Source organism: Hymenobacter lapidiphilus, from assembly GCF_003417065.2.
Lineage (GTDB): Bacteria > Bacteroidota > Bacteroidia > Cytophagales > Hymenobacteraceae > Hymenobacter.
In genome coordinates, this window is record NZ_QVLT01000013.1 from 76,864 (window position 1) to 99,279 (window position 22,416).

The 22,416-nt window shown below is 61.1% G+C and carries 18 protein-coding genes; 8 read left to right on the top strand and 10 right to left on the bottom strand.

Going from position 1 to position 22,416, the window contains the following annotated elements; all coding sequences use genetic code 11:
• Window positions 1–58: 58 nt before the first annotated feature.
• Window positions 59–1,387 carry a tRNA lysidine(34) synthetase TilS gene (tilS, locus tag D0N36_RS09775; protein ID WP_116941208.1) on the top strand — a complete coding sequence of 443 codons (1,329 nt, stop codon included), beginning with the start codon at window positions 59–61 and terminating at the stop codon, window positions 1,385–1,387.
• Window positions 1,388–1,665: 278 nt separating this feature from the next.
• The gene (gene mdh, locus D0N36_RS09780; RefSeq protein ID WP_116941209.1) at window positions 1,666–2,607 is read left to right on the top strand and encodes a malate dehydrogenase; all 942 of its coding nucleotides are present in this window, start codon (window positions 1,666–1,668) and stop codon (window positions 2,605–2,607) included.
• Window positions 2,608–2,852: 245 nt separating this feature from the next.
• Here the strand turns inward: mdh and D0N36_RS09785 are convergent, their stop codons facing one another.
• The 3 genes from D0N36_RS09785 to mutL all read right to left on the bottom strand — a co-directional run bounded on the left by D0N36_RS09785 (window position 2,853) and on the right by mutL (window position 6,975).
• The gene (locus tag D0N36_RS09785; protein WP_116941210.1) at window positions 2,853–3,767 is read right to left on the bottom strand and encodes a rhomboid family intramembrane serine protease; all 915 of its coding nucleotides are present in this window, start codon (window positions 3,765–3,767) and stop codon (window positions 2,853–2,855) included.
• Window positions 3,768–3,885: 118 nt separating this feature from the next.
• Window positions 3,886–4,671 carry a rhomboid family intramembrane serine protease gene (locus D0N36_RS09790; RefSeq protein WP_116941211.1) on the bottom strand — a complete coding sequence of 262 codons (786 nt, stop codon included), beginning with the start codon at window positions 4,669–4,671 and terminating at the stop codon, window positions 3,886–3,888.
• Window positions 4,672–4,902: 231 nt separating this feature from the next.
• Entirely contained in the window at window positions 4,903–6,975 is a 2,073-nt protein-coding gene (gene mutL / locus D0N36_RS09795; RefSeq protein ID WP_116941212.1) for a DNA mismatch repair endonuclease MutL, read from the bottom strand.
• Window positions 6,976–7,420: 445 nt separating this feature from the next.
• Here mutL and D0N36_RS09800 point away from each other — a divergent pair, with 445 nt between their 5' ends.
• On the top strand, window positions 7,421–10,345 hold the full coding sequence (locus D0N36_RS09800) for a glycoside hydrolase family 3 N-terminal domain-containing protein (RefSeq protein ID WP_242478867.1): 2,925 nt from the start codon (window positions 7,421–7,423) through the stop codon (window positions 10,343–10,345).
• A 140-nt stretch (window positions 10,346–10,485) separates the two neighbouring features.
• Entirely contained in the window at window positions 10,486–11,622 is a 1,137-nt protein-coding gene (bshA, locus tag D0N36_RS09805; RefSeq protein WP_116941214.1) for an N-acetyl-alpha-D-glucosaminyl L-malate synthase BshA, read from the top strand.
• A gap of 149 nt (window positions 11,623–11,771) precedes the next feature.
• Here the strand turns inward: bshA and D0N36_RS09810 are convergent, their stop codons facing one another.
• On the bottom strand, window positions 11,772–12,152 hold the full coding sequence (locus tag D0N36_RS09810; RefSeq protein WP_116941215.1) for a hypothetical protein: 381 nt from the start codon (window positions 12,150–12,152) through the stop codon (window positions 11,772–11,774).
• The gene (locus D0N36_RS09815) at window positions 12,152–12,691 is read right to left on the bottom strand and encodes a DUF7935 family protein (RefSeq protein ID WP_116941216.1); all 540 of its coding nucleotides are present in this window, start codon (window positions 12,689–12,691) and stop codon (window positions 12,152–12,154) included. Before D0N36_RS09815 ends, D0N36_RS09810 begins: the two co-directional genes overlap by 1 nt.
• A 222-nt stretch (window positions 12,692–12,913) precedes the next feature.
• Here D0N36_RS09815 and D0N36_RS09820 point away from each other — a divergent pair, with 222 nt between their 5' ends.
• A complete protein-coding gene (locus tag D0N36_RS09820; RefSeq protein WP_116941217.1) occupies window positions 12,914–13,267 on the top strand; it encodes a HesB/IscA family protein in 354 nt (117 codons plus the stop codon).
• Window positions 13,268–13,408: 141 nt separating this feature from the next.
• Here D0N36_RS09820 and D0N36_RS09825 read toward each other — a convergent pair whose 3' ends face one another.
• The 3 genes from D0N36_RS09825 to D0N36_RS09835 are packed head-to-tail and all read right to left on the bottom strand — an operon-like array spanning window position 13,409 to window position 16,293.
• Window positions 13,409–14,758: a DUF2254 domain-containing protein gene (locus D0N36_RS09825; RefSeq protein ID WP_116941218.1), complete on the bottom strand. Its 1,350-nt coding sequence runs from the start codon at window positions 14,756–14,758 to the stop codon at window positions 13,409–13,411.
• Between the two features lie 17 nt (window positions 14,759–14,775).
• The gene (locus D0N36_RS09830; protein ID WP_116941219.1) at window positions 14,776–15,312 is read right to left on the bottom strand and encodes a DUF421 domain-containing protein; all 537 of its coding nucleotides are present in this window, start codon (window positions 15,310–15,312) and stop codon (window positions 14,776–14,778) included.
• Between the two features lie 24 nt (window positions 15,313–15,336).
• Window positions 15,337–16,293, bottom strand: a complete 957-nt coding sequence (locus tag D0N36_RS09835) for a mechanosensitive ion channel family protein (protein WP_116941220.1) — start codon at window positions 16,291–16,293, stop codon at window positions 15,337–15,339.
• Between the two features lie 154 nt (window positions 16,294–16,447).
• On the opposite strand from D0N36_RS09835, the gene D0N36_RS09840 reads away from it, so the two are divergent.
• Entirely contained in the window at window positions 16,448–18,682 is a 2,235-nt protein-coding gene (locus D0N36_RS09840) for a penicillin acylase family protein (RefSeq protein ID WP_116941221.1), read from the top strand.
• Window positions 18,683–18,898: 216 nt separating this feature from the next.
• Entirely contained in the window at window positions 18,899–20,467 is a 1,569-nt protein-coding gene (locus tag D0N36_RS09845) for a glycerol-3-phosphate dehydrogenase/oxidase (protein ID WP_116941222.1), read from the top strand.
• Window positions 20,468–20,516: 49 nt separating this feature from the next.
• Here the strand turns inward: D0N36_RS09845 and D0N36_RS09850 are convergent, their stop codons facing one another.
• Window positions 20,517–20,879, bottom strand: a complete 363-nt coding sequence (locus tag D0N36_RS09850; RefSeq protein WP_116941223.1) for a winged helix-turn-helix transcriptional regulator — start codon at window positions 20,877–20,879, stop codon at window positions 20,517–20,519.
• Between the two features lie 83 nt (window positions 20,880–20,962).
• Between D0N36_RS09850 and D0N36_RS09855 the strand changes: the two genes are divergently transcribed.
• On the top strand, window positions 20,963–21,595 hold the full coding sequence (locus tag D0N36_RS09855; RefSeq protein WP_116941224.1) for an NAD(P)-dependent oxidoreductase: 633 nt from the start codon (window positions 20,963–20,965) through the stop codon (window positions 21,593–21,595).
• A gap of 62 nt (window positions 21,596–21,657) precedes the next feature.
• Here the strand turns inward: D0N36_RS09855 and D0N36_RS09860 are convergent, their stop codons facing one another.
• Window positions 21,658–22,302, bottom strand: a complete 645-nt coding sequence (locus D0N36_RS09860; RefSeq protein ID WP_116941225.1) for a hypothetical protein — start codon at window positions 22,300–22,302, stop codon at window positions 21,658–21,660.
• Window positions 22,303–22,416 lie beyond the last annotated feature (114 nt).

Consider the following 22,416-nt stretch of genomic DNA (forward strand, 5'->3'; position numbering starts at 1 on the left):
CTACCACGTGCGGGCAGAATACGCCGCAATTTGCATTAGCTAACCGCTTTTTACCCCCATGCTCGACCAGATTCAACAGTTCATTCAGGAGCACCAGCTCTTCTCCCCCGCCGACACCCTGCTGCTGGCCGTCAGCGGCGGGCTCGATTCGGTGGTACTGGCCGACGTACTTCACCGGCTGGAGCAGCCGTTTGCCGTGGCGCACTGCCATTTCGGACTGCGCGGTGAGGAGGCCGACGCCGATGAGGAGTTCGTGCGCCGGCTGGCCCAGCAGTACAAGGTGCCCTACTTCGGGGAGTTCTTCCAGACCAAGAAATTCGCCGAGCAGGAAGGCATCTCGACCCAGATGGCCGCCCGGGCATTGCGCTACGAGTGGTTCGAGCGGGTGCGGGCCGAGCAGGGCTACGCCTACATCGCCACGGCCCACCACCAGCGCGACGCAGCCGAAACCATGCTGCTCAACCTTACCCACGGTACCGGCTTGGCGGGTTTGCACGGCATTCGGGCCAAAACCGGCCACCTCGTGCGCCCCCTGCTGGCCGTAAGCAAGCCCGATTTGTTCGATTACGTAGTGGAAAACCGCCTCATCTGGCGTGAGGATGCCAGCAACGACTCGCCGGTGTACCAGCGCAACCGCCTGCGGCTGGAGGTACTGCCGGTACTGCGCGACATCAACCCCAACCTCGACCAGACCATGAGCACCACGGCCGAGCGGGTAGGCGGGGCCGAGGAAATCGTACGCCGCTACGTGGCCGACACCGCCGCCCAGGCCCAGCGCACCGAGCCCGAGGCCACCTACCTCGACATCCGGCTGCTGCAGAAAACCGCCGCCACGGCCCTGGTGCTGCACGAGCTGCTGCGGCCCTTCGGCTTCGCCTACCCGGTGGTAAAGGACATCGTGCGCAGCTTCGGGGCCGAGCCGGGCCGCCGCTTCGAGTCGCCGACGCACCTGCTGGTGAAGGACCGCGAGCAGCTCGTCATCACGCCGCGCCGGCTCAGCCAGTTCGGCACCTACCAGCTGCAGGCGGGCCAGGTAGTGCTTAAAATTGATGGGCTGCACCTGCGCACCGAGCTGCTCGAAGTGCCGGAAGGCTACGAGCCGCCCCGCGGCAAGGCTCTGGCCGCCCTCGACGCCGACGCGCTCAAATTCCCGCTCACGGTGCGCCCCTGGCAGGAAGGCGACTGGTTTATGCCCATCGGCATGAAGGGCAAAAAGCTGCTTTCCGACTTTCTCATCGACCAGAAGGTGCCTCTCAACCTGAAAGAAAACGTGTGGGTGCTGGTATCGGCCGACGGCAAAATTGTCTGGGTTATCGGCCACCGCCCCGACGACCGGTTCAAGGTGACGGAAGAAACCGAACGGGTGCTGCTGGTGCGGCGGATGTAAGTTGGAGAAGTGAGGGGTTGGAAGTGAGAAGTGAGAAAAGGGACGTCATTCTGAGCGAAGCCGGAGGCGAAGTCGAAGAATCTCTACCGCTTCGTTGCAGCCGATAGGATTACCATTGCAGTAGAGATTCTTCGACTTCGCCTCCGGCTTCGCTCAGAATGACAGTTCCTTTGTTCCTCCCTCCTCCTACTCACCTCTCATTCCTTCCAACTCACTTCTAAACTCTATGCCGTAGCTTTACGCGTATCCCAATATCCACACCCAAATTCCACCGCTCAATGAAAGTTACCGTAGTTGGAGCCGGCAATGTAGGCGCGACCTGCGCTGATGTACTGGCCACCCGCGAAATTGCCAACGAGATTGTTCTGGTTGACATTAAGGAAGGTTTCGCCGAAGGCAAAGCCCTCGATATCTGGCAGAAAGCCCCCATTATCGGCTACGACTCGCGCACCGTGGGCGTAACCAACGACTACTCTCGCACCGCTGGTTCGGAGGTGGTCGTGATTACCTCGGGCCTGCCCCGCAAGCCCGGCATGAGCCGCGACGACCTGATTTCGACCAACGCCGGCATCGTGAAATCGGTGACTGAGCAGGTGGTGAAGCACTCGCCCAACGCCATCATCATCATCGTCAGCAACCCGCTCGATGTGATGACCTACCAGGCCCACCTCACCTCCGGCCTCGACCGGACCAAGGTGTTCGGCATGGCCGGCATCCTCGACACGGCCCGCTACCGCGCTTTCCTGGCCGAGGCGCTCAACGTGAGCCCCAAAGACATTCAGGCGGTCCTCATGGGCGGCCACGGCGACACCATGGTGCCCCTGCCCCGCTACACCACCGTGGGTGGCATTCCCGTTACCGAGCTCATCGGCAAAGAGGAGCTTGACGCCATCGTGCAGCGCACGGCCGTAGGCGGCGGCGAGCTGGTGAAACTGATGGGCACTTCGGCCTGGTACGCTCCTGGCGCCGCTGCGGCCCAAATGGTGGAAGCCATTGTGCGCGACCAGCGCCGGGTGTTCCCGGTGTGCGTGAAGCTCGAAGGCGAGTACGGCATGGACGGCGTATACCTCGGCGCCCCGGTTATCCTGGGCAAAAACGGCATCGAGAAAGTCATCGAGCTGCAGCTCAACGACGACGAGAAAGCCCTGCTCGAAACCTCCCGCGGCCACGTGAAAGAGGTAATGGAAGCGCTGGACAAAATGAACCAGGCCAACGCTTAGAGATTAGAGATTAAAGCTTAGAGGCATACCGGATTTTCGGTTTTCCAGTTCTCCGCAAAGCCAAACGGCCGCCCTGCATAGTGCAGGGGCGCGTTTGGCTTTTTTAGTATAGTTCAGTTGAAGGCATTTTCAACTGAAATCCTGTGCTCCTATCAACCCGAAAATTCATGAGAACACAACCAATCAGCACAAATCAACATCCAGAACGAATCTGCGTTATCTGTATCATCTGCAACATCTGTGATTTATTGTTGGCTGGCTTTGAACAGCTTCTGCTTTTCTTCCTTGGAGAGGCTTTCGTAGCCGGAGTGGGAGATTTTGTCGAGGATGAGGTCGATTTCGTCTTCGGCGGGTTGGGCGGCGCTGGCTTTGCGGGTGGCAGCGGGGGCTGAGCCTTTGGTAGTGGAAACGGCGGCCGTGGCAGGGCGGCGGTGCGTGACGCGCAGGTTAGGGCGGCTGGAAAACACCCGGCCCACCCAGTCGCCCACGGCCTGCACCGGGCGGCCCAGGTCGCGGCCGGCGCGCAGCTGCTTGATGAACAGATAGCCCAGCACCGCCCCGCCAATGTGGGCAATACCGCCGCCGGGGTTACCCTGATTGATGGCTACCACCGACAGCACAATCACTACGGCGGCAATGTACTTGATGCGCACCGGTCCGAGCAGAATCAGGTTGAACTGATACTCCGGCATGAGCGTGGCGGCGGCCATAATAATGGCCGTGACGCCCGCTGAGGCCCCAATCAGCGGAATGCCTAAGGCAGGACGTAGCGCCGGAATGAGGTTGTAGGAGAGCACGAAAAACAGCGCCCCCGCCAATGCGCCTAAAATATACACGCTCACCAGACGCCGGTCGCCGAGGTACTCACGCAACAAGGCCCCAAACCAGTAGAGGTTGATGAGATTGAAGAGGATGTGCAGGAAGCCTTCGTGGGTGAAGGCGTAGGTGAGGACCGTCCAGGGGTGGCGCAGTAAGTCCGGCAGGTCAGAGGGCAATTGGAACTGGCGGATGATATTGATGTAATACTGCCCCCCAGTGAAAAACATGATAGCCTTCGTGAATACCAGAAACACGAACACCAACACGTTGATGAGCAGCAACTGGTTAAGCGCATTATCGCGGCGGCTGAACGCGGTGCGGATGTCATTAATAACACTCATTTCGTTTTCCGTTTCTCGTTGTTCGTTTCTCGCTGCCTGTGGCTCGCTGGCCGTTGCTGCTTCTCGTTGAATTCTTTAAACAACGAAAGGCAAAAAACGAGCACCGAAAAACGAAATACTAATAAAACTGCTTGCGGTTCCGTTCCCAGAGCATCACCAGCACAAAGCCCACCAACAAACCGGCCACGTGGGCGAAGTGGGCCACATTGTCGCCGGGGGCTTGGTAGATGCCGCTGTAGAGCTCGTAGAGGCCATAGACCGGCACCAGGTACTTGGCCTTGACGGGTACGGGCAGCGGGAAAATAAAGAGCGTGGTATTCGGAAACAGGTAGGCAAAAGCGAACAGCACCCCGAACAGCGCGCCCGAAGCCCCCACCATCGGCCCATTGAGGCTACCGTTGTATAACTCCTGCATCGAATTTAGTGCGCTCTGCACCAGGCCAGGGTCGTTGGGCGTGGCGTGCAGCTGGCGCACTACCGGCGCGAAGGCCGGCGCGTATTGCTCAGCGTGTTTCTCTACAAAATCCTGCAGATGCACATCCGACGGGTCCTGCTGGAAAACCTCGATGTCGTGGCGCATCTTGTTGACTTCGTAGTAGCGCAGGCCCGAGTAAAGCATACCCGAGCCGAGCCCGCAAATCAGCCAGAAGATGAGGAACCGTTGCCCGCCCCAGCGCTGCTCCAGCAGCGGCCCGAACACCATCAGACCAAACATATTGGAGAAAATATGCCCAATGCCGGCGTGCATGAACATATACGTCAGGAACTGCCAGGGCTGAAAGAACCCGGAGCCTACCGGGTAGAGCGCCAGCAAACCCAGCCCACCCGGCAGGGTGTTGGCCAGCAGAAAAAATACCACGTTGGCGATGAGCAGGTTGCGGACCGTCGGCGTGAGTTGAAACATATAGAAGGAGCTAGAAGCGAGAAATAAGGAACTGCAAGCAAGAAACGGAGAGCGAGCAGCAGAGAGCAAGAATACAAAGGAACGTCATGCTGAGCGAAGCGGACTCGAAGCATCTCTACCGCTTCGTTGAGCCGTTGTTTCCAGTTGAGGCGTTGTTTCCAACGAAACGGTAGAGATGCTTCGACTTCGCGGACGCCAGATGAAGCATGACCTCGCCTTTTTGCCACGCCTCTACCCGAACAACTCCCGTAGCTGGCCCAGCTCCAGCAGTACGAGGGTGCGGCGGCCGTCGGGGGTGTAGTTGGGCACGGTGCAGGCGAAGAGCTTATCGACAATAGTCGTCATTTCGCGCTCCGAGAGGCGGGCACCCGCGGCGCTGGCGGCCACGCGGCGGGCCAGGGCGCGGGCCATCTGCTCGCGCCGGTCAAGCTTCATGGAGCCGCCGTTGCGAAACTGCTCAATCAGGCCCTCCAGCAGCTCCTTTTCGTCGCGGGCCGGCACATCGGCCGGAATACCCTCGACGGCAATGGTGTGGCGGCCGAAATCGGTGAAGCGGAAACCCAGGGCCCGCAGCGCGTCCTCGACTTCGCGGAGCACGGCAAAATCCTGGGGCGTGAAGGTGATGGTCCGCGGAAACAGTAGCGTTTGGGAGGCACTGACGTCGCGCTCCAGGGCCTGGGCGTACTGCTCGAACAGGATTCGCTCGCGGGCCGCCACCTGGTCAATCAGCATCACGCCCGACTTCACCGGCACTAGCAAATACTGCTGATGCAGCTGCAACACCTTGTTGCCCGGCCCGGTACTCGACTCGCGCAACGGCAGCTCAGGCGCGGCGGCCGTACCGGGCAATATAGCCACCTGTTGCGACGCAGTTTCCGGAGCTTCCGGGGTAGTTTCGGCCGGCTTGGCAGTCAGCACTTCGCCGGTTTCGGGGTCGACGGTTTCAGTGGTTGGCAAAGCGGCAGCGGGCGGTGGGGCCACGGGCACTTTGGGCACGGCTACGCCGGCGGCGGTGGCCTCGTGCTCCACGTCGGGCAGGTTCACGCGGCTCAGGCTGCGGTAAAAATCCTCCAGCTCCTGCTTGGCCTGCTCGGTGGGCCGGGGCGTGAGCGGCCGCTCAAAGTTGCTGGCATTACCGGCCCGGCCGGAGCGCGGGTTAGCCAGGTTGTTAGCGGCACTGGCGGCAGCGGCCAGCGCATCGGGCCGGCCGCTGCCGGTGCCGTCGTCGAAGGGGTTTTTCTCGGTGCCCGACAGCTGCAACGGCCGAATGGCGCCGAAATTCACGTCGCCCGCAAAATCGAGCGAGGGCGCCATGTTGTGCAGGCCCAGGCTCTGCTTCAGGGCCGAGCGCACAATAGCATACACCGTTTTCTCGTCCTCAAACTTGATTTCGGTTTTGGTCGGGTGCACGTTGATGTCGATGCTCTTGGGGTCGAGGTCCAGAAACAGCACGTAGAACGGATGAGTGTCCTTGGGCAGCAGGCCCTCGTAGGCCGTGAGCACGGCGTGGTTGAGGTAGGCTGAGCGGATGAAGCGGTTGTTGACGAAGAAGAACTGGTCGCCCCGGCTTTTCTTGGCCGATTCGGGCTTGCCAATAAAGCCGCGCACCGTCAGAAACGGCGTTTCTTCCTCCACCTGCGCCAGCTGCTCCTTGTAGCCGTTGCCCAGTAGCGCCACAATGCGCTGGCCCAGCTTGCCGGCCGGCAGATTGAACACCTCCAGATCGTTCTGAAACAGCGAAAACGCAATGCCCGGGTTGGCCAGCGCTACGTGCTGAAACTCGTCGAGAATGTGCCGCATCTCCACGGCATTGCTCTTGAGGAAGTTGCGACGAGCGGGCACATTGAAAAACAGGTTTTTCATGCTGATGCTCGTGCCGTCGGGGCAGGCCACGGGCTGCTGGCTCGTAATCTGCGAGCCTTCCACCAACAGCAGCGTGCCCGTATCCTGGTCGCGGGTTTTGGTGCGCAATTCCACCTGGGCCACGGCGGCAATGGAGGCCAGCGCCTCGCCCCGGAAACCCAGCGTGCGGATGCGGAACAGATCCTCCGTCGTGCGGATTTTACTCGTGGCGTGGCGTTCCAGACTCATGCGCGCATCGGTCGGGCTCATGCCGGCGCCGTTGTCCACCACCTGCACCAGCTGCTTGCCGGCATCCTTCACGATGAGCTGCACCTGGGTGGCGCCGGCGTCCACGGCATTTTCGAGCAGTTCCTTCACGGCCGAAGCCGGGCGCTGCACCACTTCGCCGGCCGCAATCTGGTTGGCCAGGTACTCGGGCAGCAGTTGAATGATATCGGGCATTTTTAGAGGAAGCGAGGAGTTGGGAGCTAGAATATAGGAGATGGCCGGGTGGCAGGCAGGAGATAGAAGGATTGTAGGACATTGTCATGCTTCATCTGGTGTCCGCGCAGCGGAGCGTAGCCGAAGCATAACACGTTATTTTTCCCTCTTTTTACGGTGGGCATTTTGATTCTATCCGCCTGATAACAACCGGCGTCGGGAATTTCTCCGTAAGTTTGCAGCCAACTTTGGCAGGCCGCGCCGACACCAATCGGCTAGCTTCGGCGTTGGGCGGGGTGAGCGGCCGGGTTGTAAAGGCGGCGGCGGTGGCGTAACACGCGGCCAACTATTGTCCAGACCTTGGTTGAAGGAGCAAAATTACTGTTTTTCGGCTCGTCATCCGCTAGTACCAATTTAGTCAGAATCACCGGGGCCGATGCGCAAAGAATTTAGGATTGGGCTTTTTTTGCTGGTCCTGGCCCTCACCGGCCTATTTGTTTCTTCCTCCGCTCCACCGGCGGCCGACATGGGCCGGCCCATGACAGCCGCCGAGCAACAGTGGGTCGACAGCGTGTTCAGTGGCCTTACGCCCGAACAGCGCCTGGGCCAGCTGTTTATGGTGGCCGCCTACTCCAACAAAGACCGTAAGCACGTTCAGTACACCGAGTTTCTGGTAAAGAACTATGGCATTGGCGGGCTCATGTTTCTGCAGGGCGGGCCGCGCCGGCAGGCCAACCTGACCAACCGCTACCAGGCCGCTTCCAAGGTACCGCTGCTCATTGCCATGGATGCCGAGTGGGGCCTCGATATGCGCCTCGATTCGAGCATGCACTTTGCCAAGGGCATGACCCTGGGCGCCATGGACGACGACGAGTACGTGTACCAGATGGGCCGCGAAATTGCGCTCAATCTCAAAACGCTGGGCGTCCACGTCAGCTTCTCGCCCGTTATCGACGTCAACTCCAACCCCAGCAATCCGGTTATCGGCAACCGCTCGTTCGGCGAGGATAAGGAGCAGGTGGCGGCCCGCGGCGTGCGCTACATCCGGGGCCTGCAGGACCACGGCGTGATGGCCGTCGTCAAGCACTTCCCCGGTCACGGCGACACCGACGTGGACTCGCACGTGGCCCTGCCGGTTATCAACTCCGACCTGGCCCGGCTCACCAACATCGACCTCTACCCCTTCCGCCGCGCTATTTCCGAGGGCGTAATGGGCGTGATGGTGGGCCACCTGTTCGTGCCGCTGCTCGACACGAGCCGCACGCTGTCGGCCACCATCTCGCCCAACTTAGTTACCGGCCTGCTCAAGGATAAAATGGGTTTCCGGGGGCTGGTGTTCACCGATGCACTCAATATGAAGAGCGTATCGAACCTGTACAAGGGCGGCGAGCTGGATGCGCTGGCCCTGCTGGCCGGCAACGATGTGCTGCTGTTTTCGGAGGATGTGCCCATGGCCATTCAGAAGATAAGGGAGGCCATTGCGGACGGTAAAATCGCTCAGGCCGACGTGGATTCGCGGGTGCGGAAGATATTGCGGGCCAAGTTCTGGGCCGGCCTCAACCACTATCGTCCGGTAGATGTGCCCAACCTGATGGCCAACCTGAACCGGCCCTTGAGCCGCATGGTGCAGCAGCAGATTTATGAGCACGCCGTAACGGTAGTTAAGAACGACGACGACATTCTGCCCTTCCAGCGCCTCGATACGCTGCGCATTGCCTCCATTACCATTGGCTCGCAGGCCGATACCTACCGCGAAACGATGGGCAAATACCAGAGCGGCCCAGTGTACGCCGTGCCCAACCGCTACGCCCCCGATTCCACCTTCAGCCGCATTGGCCGGCAGCTGGCGCCCTACAACGTAGTGGTGGTGAGCCTGCACAACATGAACAACACGCCGGCCCACAACTACGGGCTCGGCGACGGGGCCCTGAAGTTTCTGAAAACGCTGCAGGCCAACCCGCGCCTGAAAACGGTAGTGGTGATGTTCGGCAACGCCTACGCCCTGAAAAATGTGGAAGCCAGCCGCAACCTGGTTTGCGGCTACGAAGACAATTTCGCTTCGCAGCTGGTTGTGCCACAGGTGCTGTTCGGGGCGCTGCCGGCCAAGGGCCGCCTACCGGTTACGGTATCAGAAACCTTAAAAGCCGGCCAGGGCCTGCCCACCCCCGATTTCCGCCGCCTGCGCTACGGTACACCCGAGGAAGTAGGCCTCGACTCGCGTATTCTGGCCCAGATTGATAATGTGGCCCTGGAAGCTGTGGCCTACGCCGCCGCCCCCGGCTGCCAGGTGCTGGTAGCCAAAGACGGTATGGTGGTGTTCGATAAAAGCTACGGCTTCTATACCTACGACAAAAGCCAGGCGGTCAATAACGGTACGCTCTACGATCTGGCTTCGATAACCAAAGTGGCCGGCACACTCCAGGCCATTATGTGGCTCAAAGATGAGGGCCTGCTTAGTCTCGATGAAAAGGTAGCCACCTACCTCACTGAGCTGAAGACGACCAACAAAAAGGACATGACGGTGCGCGACGTGCTTATGCACCACGCCGGCCTCAAGCCCGGTATTGCCACCTGGGAGCGAACCATCACCAGCAGCGGCCCTAAGCCCGAGTTCTATGCCAGCACCGAGTCGCCGAAGTTCTCGCGCGAGGTAACGCCCAACCTGTTCAGCGCCACTTCCTCCGACGACGCGGTGTGGGGCTGGGTGCAGGAGTCGGCGCTGCTGCCCAAGGTGAAGGGCAAATACCCGGTCGAATATTCCGATCTGAGCTTTATCGTGATGAAGCGGCTGGCCGAAAAGCTGTTGAAGCAGCCCATCGAGCAATTTCTGGCCCGGCAGTTCTACCGTCCGCTGGGCCTGAACTCGATGACCTACAACCCGCTCGCCAAGTTCCCGAAGTCGTGCATCGCGCCCACCGAAAACGACACCTACTACCGCCGCACCCTGCTGCAGGGCAGCGTGCACGACCAGACGGCGGCCCTGGTAGGCGGCGTAGGCGGCCACGCCGGCCTGTTTGCCAATGCCAACGACCTGGCCGTGCTCATGCAGATGAACCTGCAGAACGGCCGCTACGGCGGGCAGCGGTTCTTCCAGACGCCTGTGGTAGCCGAGTTTGCTCGTGGCACCGAGGCGGGCAGCCGCCGCGGTCTGGGTTGGGACCGGGGCGACCCAAGCAAGCCCGAAGGTCCCACCAGCAGCCTGTCGCCGGCCAGCACGTTCGGCCACACCGGCTTTACCGGCACCTGCGTCTGGATGGACCCGGAAAACAAAATCATGTACATATTTCTTTCTAACCGCGTGTACCCTGACGCCGGCAATAAGAAGCTGGTGCAGTACAACATCCGCACCCGCATCCACGACGTGATTTACAAGGCACTGCAAAAGTCATGACCTGTTGCCCGGCATTTCCGTTTATTTGATTCCGCAACCGGCGGTGAGGCGCTCCAGCAGGGAGCAACTCGCCGCCGGTTTTTTTGTCCCTCTCTTTTTGTCCCTTCGCGTAGCGCTACGCCTATCTGGCCCTTTCCTGTATGAACATCGGCATCGTTTGTTATCCCACTTTTGGCGGCTCGGGCGTCGTGGCCACCGAGTTGGGCAAGGCGCTGGCCCAGCGTGGACACCGCGTCCACTTCATCACCTACAGCCAGCCGGTACGCCTGGATTTCTTCAACGAGAACCTGTTCTACCACGAGGTGTATATTCCGCCTTACCCACTGTTTCAGTTTCCGCCTTACGAGCTGGCGCTGGCCAGCAAAATGGTGGATATTGCCCAGAACGAGAAGCTCGACGTACTGCACGTGCATTATGCCATTCCGCACGCCTCGGCCGCTTTTATGGCCAAGCAGATTCTGCTCACCCGCGGCATCCGCATTCCGGTAGTAACCACGCTGCACGGCACCGATATTACACTGGTAGGCAAGGATGCCAGCTACGAGCCGGTCGTCACGTTCAGCATCAACCAGAGTGATGGCGTAACGGCCGTATCGGCCGATTTGCGCCGCGAAACCTACGAGTATTTCGCCATCGAGAAGGAAATTGAGGTGATTCCCAACTTCATCAATCTGGAGCGCTTTCAGAAGCAGGCCAAAAACCATTTTAAGGCCGCCATTGCTCCCGAGGGCGAAAAGCTGCTGGTCCACACCAGCAATTTCCGCTCGGTGAAGCGGGTGGATGACGTGGTGAACATCTTTTCCGGCGTACGCGCCCAGATGCCCGCCAAGCTGCTGCTGGTCGGCGACGGGCCCGACCGACCGCGCATCGAAAAGCTCTGCCGCGACATCGGCCTGTGCCAGGATATCCGCTTCCTGGGCAAGCTCGAAGCCGTGGAGGAAGTGCTCAGTATTGCCGATTTGTTTCTGATGCCTTCCGAAAAGGAAAGCTTCGGCTTGGCGGCTTTGGAGGCTATGGCCTGCGAGGTGCCGGTTATCAGCACCAACGCCGGCGGCATCCCCGAGTTGAATGAGCACGGCGTAACGGGCATGGTCAGCAACGTGGGCGACGTGGCCGACATGGTGAAGAACGCCCTGTATGTGCTCGACGACGAGAACCTGCCCCGCTTCAAAGCCGCCGCCCGCGTCCGCGCCGAAACCTTCGCCCTCGATACGGTAGTGCCCCTCTACGAAGCCTGCTACCAGCGTGCTATTGATGCGGTAGCGGTGGGTGTATAGCTTTTGTCATTGCGAGCGGAGCGAAGTAATATACCCTTTACACAGCACTAAGCTCAGACCCACGCAAAAGCCCCTGACGCCAGCACGGACTTCAGGGGCTTTTGCGTGGGTCTGAGCCAATAGGCCGGCAGTTGCACTTGAGGCGCTATTTACTGCGTAGGTTCATCTGAATCAGTGAAAAAAGTGCTCATGTAAGCCATACCGGCAGATAGCACCGCTGTCCAGAATACTATCCATAGTTCATTGAATTCCTGAGCCGGATTTCTATCCTGCATGGCAATATGTATCCCTAACCACCAGCTAAGCAATGCTGTCAATACGGTAACAGCACGCTTGGGGCGTTTGCCTGTAATACGCGCCAGCAGCCAGCAGATAACCAGCCCCATAATACCCGGAATAACTGCCGTAATCAGAAATACTCCCCAGATAAAGGGAGCCATTGAGTCACCCTTGTGCATTTCGGCGTGCGCGGGGCCGCTGGTGAGCAGCCAAAGTATGCCGCTGGCAAACGTATAGGTAAACTTGCGCATCAGAACATGGCTACGGCCTCGCGCTTTACGGCCAGAATGGCAGCGGCGGTGGGGTCGGGCAACTCGTCGTTCATCATGGTTTCTAGAATGCGGCGCGCCAGCTCGGAGCCACGGGCTTCGGCGGGGTTAGACAGCTTCTGAAACTGGCTGCTGATGAGGTTGCTGACGCTGTTTTGGGCGAGCCGAACGGCCGCCCAGGTTTCGGGCTGCATATAGAGCTGCTGGCTGAGGTTGTGCTCCACTTCGGCCCGAATTTCCTGCAGCAGCAGCCGGTGGTAGTCGGCGGCCGATTGGTTGGCGCTGCTCACCCGGATCAGCAGGTTTTGGGGGCTGAGGCGCTCCAGCAGCAGTATTACGCGCTCCAAGGCCTGCAGGCGTAGCGGCAAGGTGGTTTTGCTGGCTTCCAGGCGCATCTCAATCAGACGGCGCTGCTGCTCGCGTTCCAGAAACTGCTGGAACAGGAAGTAAATAGCGGCGGCCACGATAAGGGCCGGCAGAATGATTTTGAGCAGGTCGAAGATGTATGCGGTAGTGTCCATGCGGGCAGATAAGTGGAACCGACGCCGGGCCCGGCCCGGAAGGCCGGGGGCTCGTTGTGCAGGTAAAGATAGGCGGTGAACCGGCGGGGCCAAGCCGTTGTTGTATCCCCAAACGCCAAGCTGCCGCATGGTAGTGTGCCTGGCAGGGGCCAGCAGGGCCTTGTTCTGCCGACTACCGGCGGCGTTGTATCTTTGCGCTACTTCTTCTAAATCGAACTCACTATGGCAACGGCCGTTTCCACCAAGCTTGCTCCTATCAGCCTCACTCCCCGCGCCCTGGAGGAGGTTCGCAATATTCTCGTTGAAAAAGCGGTTCCCGGCGAGTACGGCCTGCGCGTAGGCGTGCAGGGCGGCGGTTGCTCGGGCATGAGCTACCTGCTGGGCTTCGACAAGCCCAAGGAGCAGGACGAAACCTTCGACGTCGACGGCGTGCTGCTCATCATGGATAAAAAGCACGCCATGTACGTGCTGGGCATGGAAGTCGATTTCCAGGATGGCCTCAACGCCCGCGGCTTCATTTTCAGCAACCCGCAGGCCAAAAGCACCTGCGGCTGCGGCTCCTCGTTCTCAGCCTGATTTGAGCTTTTAACTGCTCGCTTAGCCTTAAAACGTTGCTTTACCAATTTTAAAAGCCTCCACCGATCTATCGGCGGAGGCTTTTACTTTTTCCTGTGTGCCTGTGCAGAACAAATGGCAGCGCACCGGCGCTGTACCTACCTACGCTACCTGAGGCACCGCAGGCAGCAGCGGCTTCACCAGAAACGCCCGTACCTCCATTAGGCGGTAGCGCACCTGATTTTGTTCGTACTCGCGGGCGAGGGTTGTTTCGGTGGCCTTTTCAATCAGGTCGCACTGCTTGCGCAGGCTCTGGCGACGGATGTAGGAGCCGGTGCGGCGGGCCACGGTTTGAATGGCCGACAGTAAGCGCAGCAGAACGGCCACGTTGGCGTCGCCGCTACTGCGAATCTGGTCGAAGGCCAGGCACACGAAGTCGTCGAAGCTGCGGGTGCGGGCAATGGCGCGCACCTGGCCGTCCTGGGCGCGGAGGGGCTGGTGCAGCTCGCGGCTGGCCAGAAACGCCAGCATAGACCCCAGCCGATCAACACACATGACGGCCGTAGTAGTGTCGTTGATGCCCGGCGAGAGGGCCTTTAGGGCAATATCTACAATCTGGCGGAAGCCGAACGCTACGTCCTGCTGGTCGATGCTGCGTTGGGTATCGATGGTGAAGTAGCATTTGAGCTGTGCTTGCTCCTTCTCAGTAGGCGGGCGGGCGGCGGCATAATAGGCCACCGATACCAGGGGCGTGTCCTGGGTAACGAAGTCGCCGAGGCGGTGTTCGAGGCGCACCACAGCATCGGTTCCGTCGGCGAAATCGAGCAGCGCCTGGCTGGCTACGCCCTGTAGGTAACCGGTAGTGGCGGCTGGCACCACATACCAGTTTAAATCGGCCGTACGCAGGTCTTCTTCCTCCTCCTTATCGGCCTCCTCCCCCACTTGCTTGGGGAAGATTTTGGTCATGCCGGCAATTGTTTCGGTGGCGGCCTCGGCAATAATGTTGGCCGCCTGAATAGATGTGGCGATGTGGTGAATGAAAAAAATCAGCATTCCGATGCTTACCAGCGCCATGAGCAGGGCAAACGACACGGCCAGCGGCGGAATAAAACTGCCTTCGTCGCCGCCCCGAATCGTGCGCAGCACCACCAGGCAGTACACGAAAATACTCACGAAGAAGCCCATCACCACCTGGTTGGCCCGGTCGCGCATGAAGTTGCGCAGGATGCGGGAGGTGTACAGCCCCGATACAGTGGCCAGCGTGGATAGGGTGAGCGAGAAGATAAGCGCCGCCACCGTAATGGCCGAGCTGGCAATGGCCGAAAGCATGCCCCGGGCTCCATCGGCCCCGGCCCCGAACAGCAGCGGGTAGTCGCGGGTCCATTTGTTGCTGGTGCCCGCATCGAGCAGTACCAGCCCGTAGGCCAACACCAGCGACGCTACCACCATAAGCGTGGGAACAAACCACAGGCTCGCATTGAGGTTGAGCCACCAGCTTTTAAGCTTATTCATGAACAGCTAGCAATTGGTTATTTGTCGGTTAGTTCTTTACTTCCCGGCACATTACCCAGGGCTGATTGAGAGCCTTGGCCGGTGCTCTTGAGGGCCGTGAGCGAGCCGTCGTTTTCAAGCACCACCGCGGCGGCCTTGTCGAGCGAGTCGACGCCCCGTTCGCGCAGGGAGGTCAGGATCTCTCCTTCCGTGACGCGCTGAGCTTTCATTAAGTCGTGCAGAAACCGGCCCTGGTACACGAGCAGCGTGGGCTCGGCCTTCACCAGCTTGTCCACGGCCCGATAGCGCACCGACAGCCAAGTGATAACGTACTGAAGGCCAATGAGCACGCCCATACCCAGGAGTCCATCGAACAAGGCCACGCTTTTACTGAGTATGGTGGAAGCCAGCATGGAGCCCAGGGCCACGGTCACGATGAGGTCGAAGGCGTTCATCTTCGAAAGCGTGCGCTTGCCCGAGGTCCGCAGCAGCCCGATGAGGCCCACGTAAACCATCGCCCCGACCACGACGATAGGGCCCAGGCTGGCCCAACTGGTGAAGAGAATCTGTTCCATAGGTGGCTAGCTGAACGTATTGCGTTAGCTGGCCCCCAGGCCGGTGCCCAAGTCGGCCGACGGTTTCGAGGCGAGCTTTTTGGGGTCAGCGGGCGGGTCGGCGAGGGTGCCGGGCTCGGCCATCGCCACCTGAATGGGTATGGCCGGCATTTTGGTGGGCAGCCGCAGTTCCAGAATATCGGGCGGCAGGGCGTAGCCGCCGGACATAAGCGCAATTTTCACCCGGTTCATCACCCGGCTCCGCAGCTCGAGCGTAGCCCGGCGGTAATCGTCGGTATCGGTCCAGAAAAACACTTTCAGGTTCACGGTGCTGGCAGCCAGCTCATCGACTATGGCGAAGGGCTCGCGGTCAGTCAGCACTTCCGGCTCCTTGCGCACCTGCTCCAGAATCAGGGCAATGGCGGCGGCAACGTCGTCGTAATCCACCCCCACCACAAACTCCTGGCGGATGAAGCCGTCGCGGGTGTAGTTGATGAGCGGCTCCTTGAGCACGATGGCATTGGGAATGGAGATGTCGCGGCCGTCGAAGGTGTTCATTTCGGTGGTGCGCAGGTTGAGCTTGGTTATCTGCCCGAACATCTCCTGGATTTTCACCGTGTCGTTGACGCCAAAGGGGCGGTTGAAAGCCAGGATGATACCGGCCAGAAAATTCTCGGCAATATCCTTGAAAGCAAAGCCCACCACGAAGGCCGACACGCCCACCGCGCCCAGAATGCCACCCACCACGCCCGAGAAGCCCAGGATATTGAGGGCGACAACCAGTCCCACCAGCACCAGCACCCAGCGGCCTACCTGAGTCAGGAAATCGGTCAGCAGCGGATCGTCGGAGTGGGCGCTGAGCTTGGTCGCCAGCCAGGTACGCAGCCGGCTGGCACCCACCCACACCACGCCCATCACTACGGCCGCTACCAACAGCCGCGGCAACATATAGAGGAACTGCTCCCAATAGTCGTGAAGCACAGTCGTAAAATCTCCGAACATATGGTTGAGTTTGGCGGAAGATTCCTGTTGTACGGTGGGGGAAAGCCGGAGTTATTAGGCGCTACAGGCCGTTAGCTCGTGGCAAGACAGCTGGCTGTTCGCTCGATACCCCGGGCTGGCCAGAAGAGTAGAGTCAGCTTACTTACCTTGCAGTATGCGTTTTCTACTTCCACTCTTCCTGAGCCTGCTCGGAATGGCCTTCGGGGCGCAGGCCCAGGCGTTTCAGCCCGCCGAAATTGCTCGCTGGCAGCGCCAGGCCCGGCAGGTAACCATCACCCGCGACACCTGGGGCGTGCCCCACGTCAGCGGCCAGACCGATGCCGATGCCGTGTTCGGCTTGCTCTACGCGCAGTGCGAGGACGACTTTGCGCGCGTGGAAGCTAACTACCTCGACGCGCTGGGCCGCCGGGCCGAAGTGGAAGGTGAAAGCGCCCTTTACCACGACCTGCGCGCCCGCCTGTTCATGGACAGCACCCAGGCCATTGCGCTCTACCAGAAAAGCTCCGGCTGGATGCGGCAGCTGCTGCAGGCCTTCGCCGACGGCACCAACTACTACCTTCACACCCACCCCCAGGCTAAGCCGAAACTCCTGCGCCGCTTCCAGCCCTGGATGCCGCTGCTGTTCTCGGAGGGCAGCATCGGCGGCAATATCAGCGTAGTGCCGGTGGAGCGCCTGAAAGCCTTCTACAGCCGCCAAATAGCCCCCGGCACCGGCTGGCAGCCCCCGCAGCTGCCCGCCAAGGAAGACCTGCTGGACCGTTCCTCGCTGGGTTCCAACGGCTTTGCCATCAGCCCGCAGCTCAGCGCCAGCGGCTACCCGCTGCTGCTTATCAACCCGCACACTTCGTTCTACTTCCGGCCCGAGGTGCAGATGACCAGCCGCGCCGGCCTGAACGCCTACGGGGCCGTTACCTGGGGCCAGTTTTTCATCTACCAAGGGTTCAATGAGCACTGCGGCTGGATGCATACCTCCAGCTACGCCGACTCGATGGACGAATACCTTGAAACCGTGGCCCAGCAGCCCGACGGCCGCTATACCTACCGCTACGGCTCCGAGCAGCGGCCAATGCGCCAGCAGCCCGTGCGCGTGGCCTACCGCGCCGCCGATGGCACCACCAAGTTCCGTGAGTTCACGACCTACCACACCCATCACGGCCCGGTGGTGGGCGAGCAGGCAGATGGCAAATGGCTGGCGGTACGCATGATGGACACGCCGGCAGCGGCCCTGGAGCAGTCGTACCTGCGCACCAAAGCCACCGACTACGCCAGCTTTCAGCAGGTGATGAAGCTGAACGGCAACGCCTCGAACAACACGGTGTTTGCCGACAGCAAGGGAACTATTGCTTACTGGCACGGCAACTTCATGCCAAAGCGCGACCCGCAGTTTGATTGGAACCAGCCGGTGGACGGTAGCAACCCGAAAACCGAGTGGCAGGGCCTGCATAAGGTGGAAGACATTGTGCAGGTGAAAAACCCGGCCAGTGGCTGGCTGCAGAACTGCAACGCCACGCCCTTTACGGTGGCCGGCCCCGGCAGCAGCCCCGCGCCCGCCGCCTACCCCGCCTACATGGCCCCCGATGCCGAAAACTACCGCGGCCTGAATGCCGTGCGGGTACTCAGCCAGATGTCCAGGTCAAAATTCACACTCGATACGCTGCTGTCCGCCGCCCGCGACCCGCACCTGACAGCCTTCGACGAGCTATTGCCGGCCCTGGCTGACGCCTACCAGACCGTAGCCGACGGCCCGGATGCCCCCCAGGGCGACATCCGGGAGGGCATGGCCCTGCTGCGGGCCTGGGACCACAACTACGCTGCTACCTCGGTGGCCCAGACCGTGGCCACCTACTGGGCCGAGCGGCTGTTGCGCCTGGCGCGTCCCCGCGCCCAGCCCGGCCAGCCCCTCGACCAGATGGCCCTGATCCGCTTCGCTATTAAAAGCACCACAGCCCCCGAAAAGGTAAACGCCCTGCAGGAAACCCTCGATGAGCTGACCACCGCATTCGGCAACTGGCGGCAGCCCTGGGGCGAAATTAACCGCTTCCAGCGCCTCACCGGCCGCATCGACGAGGTGTATGACGACAAGAAGCCCAGCCTGCCAGTGGCCTTCACATCCTCAGCCTGGGGGTCGTTGGCGGCCTTTGGCTCGCGCGCCCGCCCCGGCACCCAGAAGCGCTACGGCGACGTAGGCAACAGCTTCGTGGCCTTAGTCGAGTTTGGCCCCCGCGTACGGGCCCGCTCGGTGCTGGCCGGCGGCGTCAGCGGCAACCCCGCTTCGCCCCATTTCACCGACCAGGCCGGCCGCTACGTGCAGCAGCAGTTCAAAGATATCTGGTTCTACCCCGAAGACATCCGCCAGCACGCCGAGCGCACCTATTCGCCAGGGCAGTAAGATTAGGTTTGGGGTGAATGTGGAGTAAACAGAACGTCATGCTGAGCGCAGGCGGAGTCGAAGCATCTCTACCGCCAAAGTAATCATATACTATTGCGGTAAAGATGCTTCGGCTCCGCTGCGCTCAGCATGACATTCGTTTCGCGGTAGAGATGCTTCGGCAAGCTCAGCATGACCGTTTTTTTGCCTCATAGCCACCCACACCCCACTTTTTCCATGGCCCGTTTCCACCGCCCTACCCTGCTGGCCCGGCTCACCAGCCAGCCCGAATGGGATGTGCTCGTTATTGGGGGCGGGGCCACGGGGCTGGGCGTGGCCCTCGACGCCCTGAGCCGGGGCTACCGCACGCTGCTGCTCGAGCGCGACGATTTTGCTAAGGGCACCAGCAGCCGCAGCACCAAACTCGTGCACGGGGGCGTGCGCTACCTGGCCCAGGGCGACGTGGGGCTGGTACGCGAGGCCCTGCACGAACGGGGCCTGCTATTGCAGAACGCGCCTCACCTCGTCCGAAATCAGGATTTCATCATTCCCAACTACAACTGGTGGGGTGGGCCCTTTTATACTATTGGCCTGAAACTTTATGACTGGCTGGCCGGCCGCCGCAGCTTCGGCGACTCCCGGCACCTGAGCCGCACCGAAACGCTACGCCGGCTCGGCAACCTGAGCCGTGCCGGGCTGCGCGGGGGTGTACTCTACCACGACGGACAGTTCGACGATGCCCGCCTGGCCGTGAACCTGGCCCAGACCATCCTCGAAACCGGCGGCACAGCGCTCAACCATTGCGCCGTAACCGACCTGCGCAAAGACACGGCCGGCCGCCTGAACGGCGTGCAGGCTACCGACCAGGAAACCGGCCGCGCCTACGAGCTGCGGGCCAAAGTGGTGGTGAATGCCACCGGCGTGTTCGTTGATGAAGTGCTCCACCTTGATGAGCCCACGGCCCGCCCGCTGGTGCAGCCCAGCCAGGGGGTGCACCTGGTGGTGAGCGCCGACTTCCTGCCCGGCCCCGACGCGCTGATGATTCCGAAAACCGACGACGGCCGGGTGCTGTTCGCCGTGCCCTGGCAGGGCCGGGTGTTGCTGGGCACCACCGACACGCCCCTGCCCGCGGCCAGCCCCGAACCCCGGGCCCAGGAAGCGGAAATCGACTTTATCCTACGCACGGCCGGCCGCTACCTCGTCCGCGTACCCAGCCGGGCCGACGTACTGAGCGTGTTTGCCGGCCTGCGCCCCCTGGCCGCCCCCACTGGCGGCGCAACCAGCACCAAAGAGATTTCGCGTAGCCATAAGATTATCGTGTCTGCCAGTGGCCTGCTCACCGTTGTGGGTGGCAAATGGACTACCTACCGCCGCATGGGCGAGGATGTGGTAGACCGCGCCATAACGCTGGGCGCGCTATCATCCGCCCCCAGCCGCACCGCCCACCAGCCCATCCACGGGGCCCGGCCCACGCCCAGCCACCACGCCCCCCTGGCCGCCTACGGCACCGATGCGCCGGCCCTGCGCCAACTCATGCGCGAGCAGCCCGCTTTGGCCGAAAAGCTCGTGCCGGATTTCGCCTTCACGCGGGCCGAGGTTGTGTGGGCCGCTCGCTACGAGCTGGCCCGCACCGTCGAGGACGTGCTGGCCCGCCGGGTGCGGCTGCTGTTTCTGGATGCCCGGGCTGCCAGCCGCGCCGCGCCGGTTGTGGCCAAACTGCTGGCCCACGAACTGGGCCACGATGTGGCCTGGCAGCAGCAGCAGGTGACGGAGTTTACGGAGCTGGCCCGGGGCTATGTACTCTAAGTCTGGGCAAGCAGAACGCACAGTTTGCCCGTAATGCCCAGCAAAACGCTTACGCCTGCGTGAGGCCAAGCCCTTTATGGCTCACCATTGTGCGCAGGTACTGCTGGCCGAAGCTGGCTACGGCTTCTACCAGCGGCAGGGCGACGCGGCCGGCTGCGGTCAGCTCGTATTCAACCCGGGGTGGTACTTCGCCGAAGTTATGGCGCACGAGCAGGCCGGCATCGGTGAGGTGGCGCAGTTCCTGCACCAGAATTTTCTCGCTGATGTCGGGCAGCAGCCGGCGCAGCTCGCCGAAGCGGAGTGCCCCGCCGCGGAGTTGATGCAAAATCAGGAGACGCCATTTGCCGCCAACCAGCTCCAACGTGGTGCGGATGGGGCAGCGAGCAGTGATGGATACGGGGGTTGGAGCCATTTCTTACCTTTAAGTCAGTACCTACCTTAGTGAAGGGTACAGGTAAGATATGGTTCTTTACGGAAACCAACACCTTATCGCGCATGAAAACTATTGCTCTTTTCGGCGGCTCCGGCCTCACAGGCCAGCAGTTTCTGACCCAGGCACTGGCCGCCGGTTATCAGGTCCGCGCCCTGGCCCGCGACCCGCAGAAAATTCCCCAGCGCTCTGCTAAGCTCGAAGTTATTCAGGGCGACGTGCTTGATGCTACCGATGTAGCCGCTACCATCGAAGGCGCCGACCTCGTGGTCAGCCTGTTCGGGCAGGTCAAAGGCTCGCCCAAGGACGTGCAAACCCGCGGTACGGCCCACATCGTAGCCGCCATGAAAGAGGCCGGCATCCGGCGCGTCATCAGCCTCTCGGGCGGCGGCCTCCCCTACGCCGAAGACCGCCCTAAACTGGCCGACAAGCTCATCAAAGGCATCATGCGCCTCGTGGTGCCCCACGTGCTCACCGACGCCCAAAACCACGCCGACGTACTCCGCCAAAGCGGCCTGGCCTGGGAAATCGTGCGCGGCCCGCGCCTGACCACCGAGCCCGCCCGCGGCCAGTATCGCGTAGGCTGGGTGGGCGTCGATGCCAGCACTAGCATCGGCCGCGCCGACCTGGCCAGTTTCATCCTCACCCAGATTGAAGCCGAGGGCTTCGTGCACAAAATGCCGTTCGTGAGCTACTGATTTTTTTAGCTGTTAGCCGTTGGCTTTTGTTCGAGTGAACGGAAGCTAACGGCTAACAGCTCTCAGCTAACAGCTAAATCACTCGGGTAGCCGATTTGCTCGGCGTCGGCGGCTAGCTGGGGCCAGTCGATAATCTCGGCATTAAGGGCCTGGGCGGTGGCTGGTGTCAGGGGCTCGTGCTGGTAAAAGCGGGCCACATCGGCAGCTTCGATGGGTTCGCGCTCGGTTTCGTCGAGGTAGTAGCCGTTGGCCCAATCGGCGTAGGTTTCGGGGTTTTGGTCGAAGATAGCCAGCAAATCTTCCGAGCCGTCGTCCTCGTCCGGCTCAACGATGCCGGTTTGCCAGCCGTGGGCGGGCGTGTACCACAGGCAGAAGGTAGTACCGACGGAATTTACCGGTTCGCCAAACATGAACTCCTCGAAGACCGCCGGTAGCCCCCGGGTGAGCTGGTTTTTATCGGCCGGCTCGTGGCCGGAGAGGGAGCCGTTGATGCAGCAGCCTTCGGGCCGGAACAGCACAAACAGCTGGTCGCCCTCGCCATCGTTCATCTCCAGCAGCTGCTCGTTGGTGTCCCATTGCGGGTCGTAGGTATAGTAGCGGTACTCGGGGTCGGGCGAGTTGATGGCGTCGAGCATGGCCAGGGCCTGGCCGAGGCGTTGCAAGTCGGCAGCGGGTGGCAGGCCGGCGGGGCTGAGGGTGGAAAGCATTTTCTGAAGCTTTTAGCTGACAGCGCTTAGCCGTTAGCTGATGGTCTACTAAAACAGGATTTACGTCCGCATTGGGCGTTTACCCACGGACGGAACTAGCGTTTCAAGCCACAA

Coding starts and splice junctions, on each gene's coding strand:
- D0N36_RS09850 (WP_116941223.1), bottom strand. CDS start 20,879: ATGGCTCCAACCCCCGTATCCATCACTGCTCGCTGCCCCATCCGCACC.
- mutL (WP_116941212.1), bottom strand. CDS start 6,975: ATGCCCGATATCATTCAACTGCTGCCCGAGTACCTGGCCAACCAGATT.
- D0N36_RS09835 (WP_116941220.1), bottom strand. CDS start 16,293: ATGTTCGGAGATTTTACGACTGTGCTTCACGACTATTGGGAGCAGTTC.
- mdh (WP_116941209.1), top strand. CDS start 1,666: ATGAAAGTTACCGTAGTTGGAGCCGGCAATGTAGGCGCGACCTGCGCT.
- bshA (WP_116941214.1), top strand. CDS start 10,486: ATGAACATCGGCATCGTTTGTTATCCCACTTTTGGCGGCTCGGGCGTC.
- D0N36_RS09820 (WP_116941217.1), top strand. CDS start 12,914: ATGGCAACGGCCGTTTCCACCAAGCTTGCTCCTATCAGCCTCACTCCC.
- D0N36_RS09830 (WP_116941219.1), bottom strand. CDS start 15,312: ATGGAACAGATTCTCTTCACCAGTTGGGCCAGCCTGGGCCCTATCGTC.
- D0N36_RS09810 (WP_116941215.1), bottom strand. CDS start 12,152: ATGCGCAAGTTTACCTATACGTTTGCCAGCGGCATACTTTGGCTGCTC.
- D0N36_RS09785 (WP_116941210.1), bottom strand. CDS start 3,767: ATGAGTGTTATTAATGACATCCGCACCGCGTTCAGCCGCCGCGATAAT.
- D0N36_RS09815 (WP_116941216.1), bottom strand. CDS start 12,691: ATGGACACTACCGCATACATCTTCGACCTGCTCAAAATCATTCTGCCG.
- tilS (WP_116941208.1), top strand. CDS start 59: ATGCTCGACCAGATTCAACAGTTCATTCAGGAGCACCAGCTCTTCTCC.
- D0N36_RS09845 (WP_116941222.1), top strand. CDS start 18,899: ATGGCCCGTTTCCACCGCCCTACCCTGCTGGCCCGGCTCACCAGCCAG.
- D0N36_RS09790 (WP_116941211.1), bottom strand. CDS start 4,671: ATGTTTCAACTCACGCCGACGGTCCGCAACCTGCTCATCGCCAACGTG.
- D0N36_RS09855 (WP_116941224.1), top strand. CDS start 20,963: ATGAAAACTATTGCTCTTTTCGGCGGCTCCGGCCTCACAGGCCAGCAG.
- D0N36_RS09860 (WP_116941225.1), bottom strand. CDS start 22,302: ATGCTTTCCACCCTCAGCCCCGCCGGCCTGCCACCCGCTGCCGACTTG.
- D0N36_RS09840 (WP_116941221.1), top strand. CDS start 16,448: ATGCGTTTTCTACTTCCACTCTTCCTGAGCCTGCTCGGAATGGCCTTC.
- D0N36_RS09825 (WP_116941218.1), bottom strand. CDS start 14,758: ATGAATAAGCTTAAAAGCTGGTGGCTCAACCTCAATGCGAGCCTGTGG.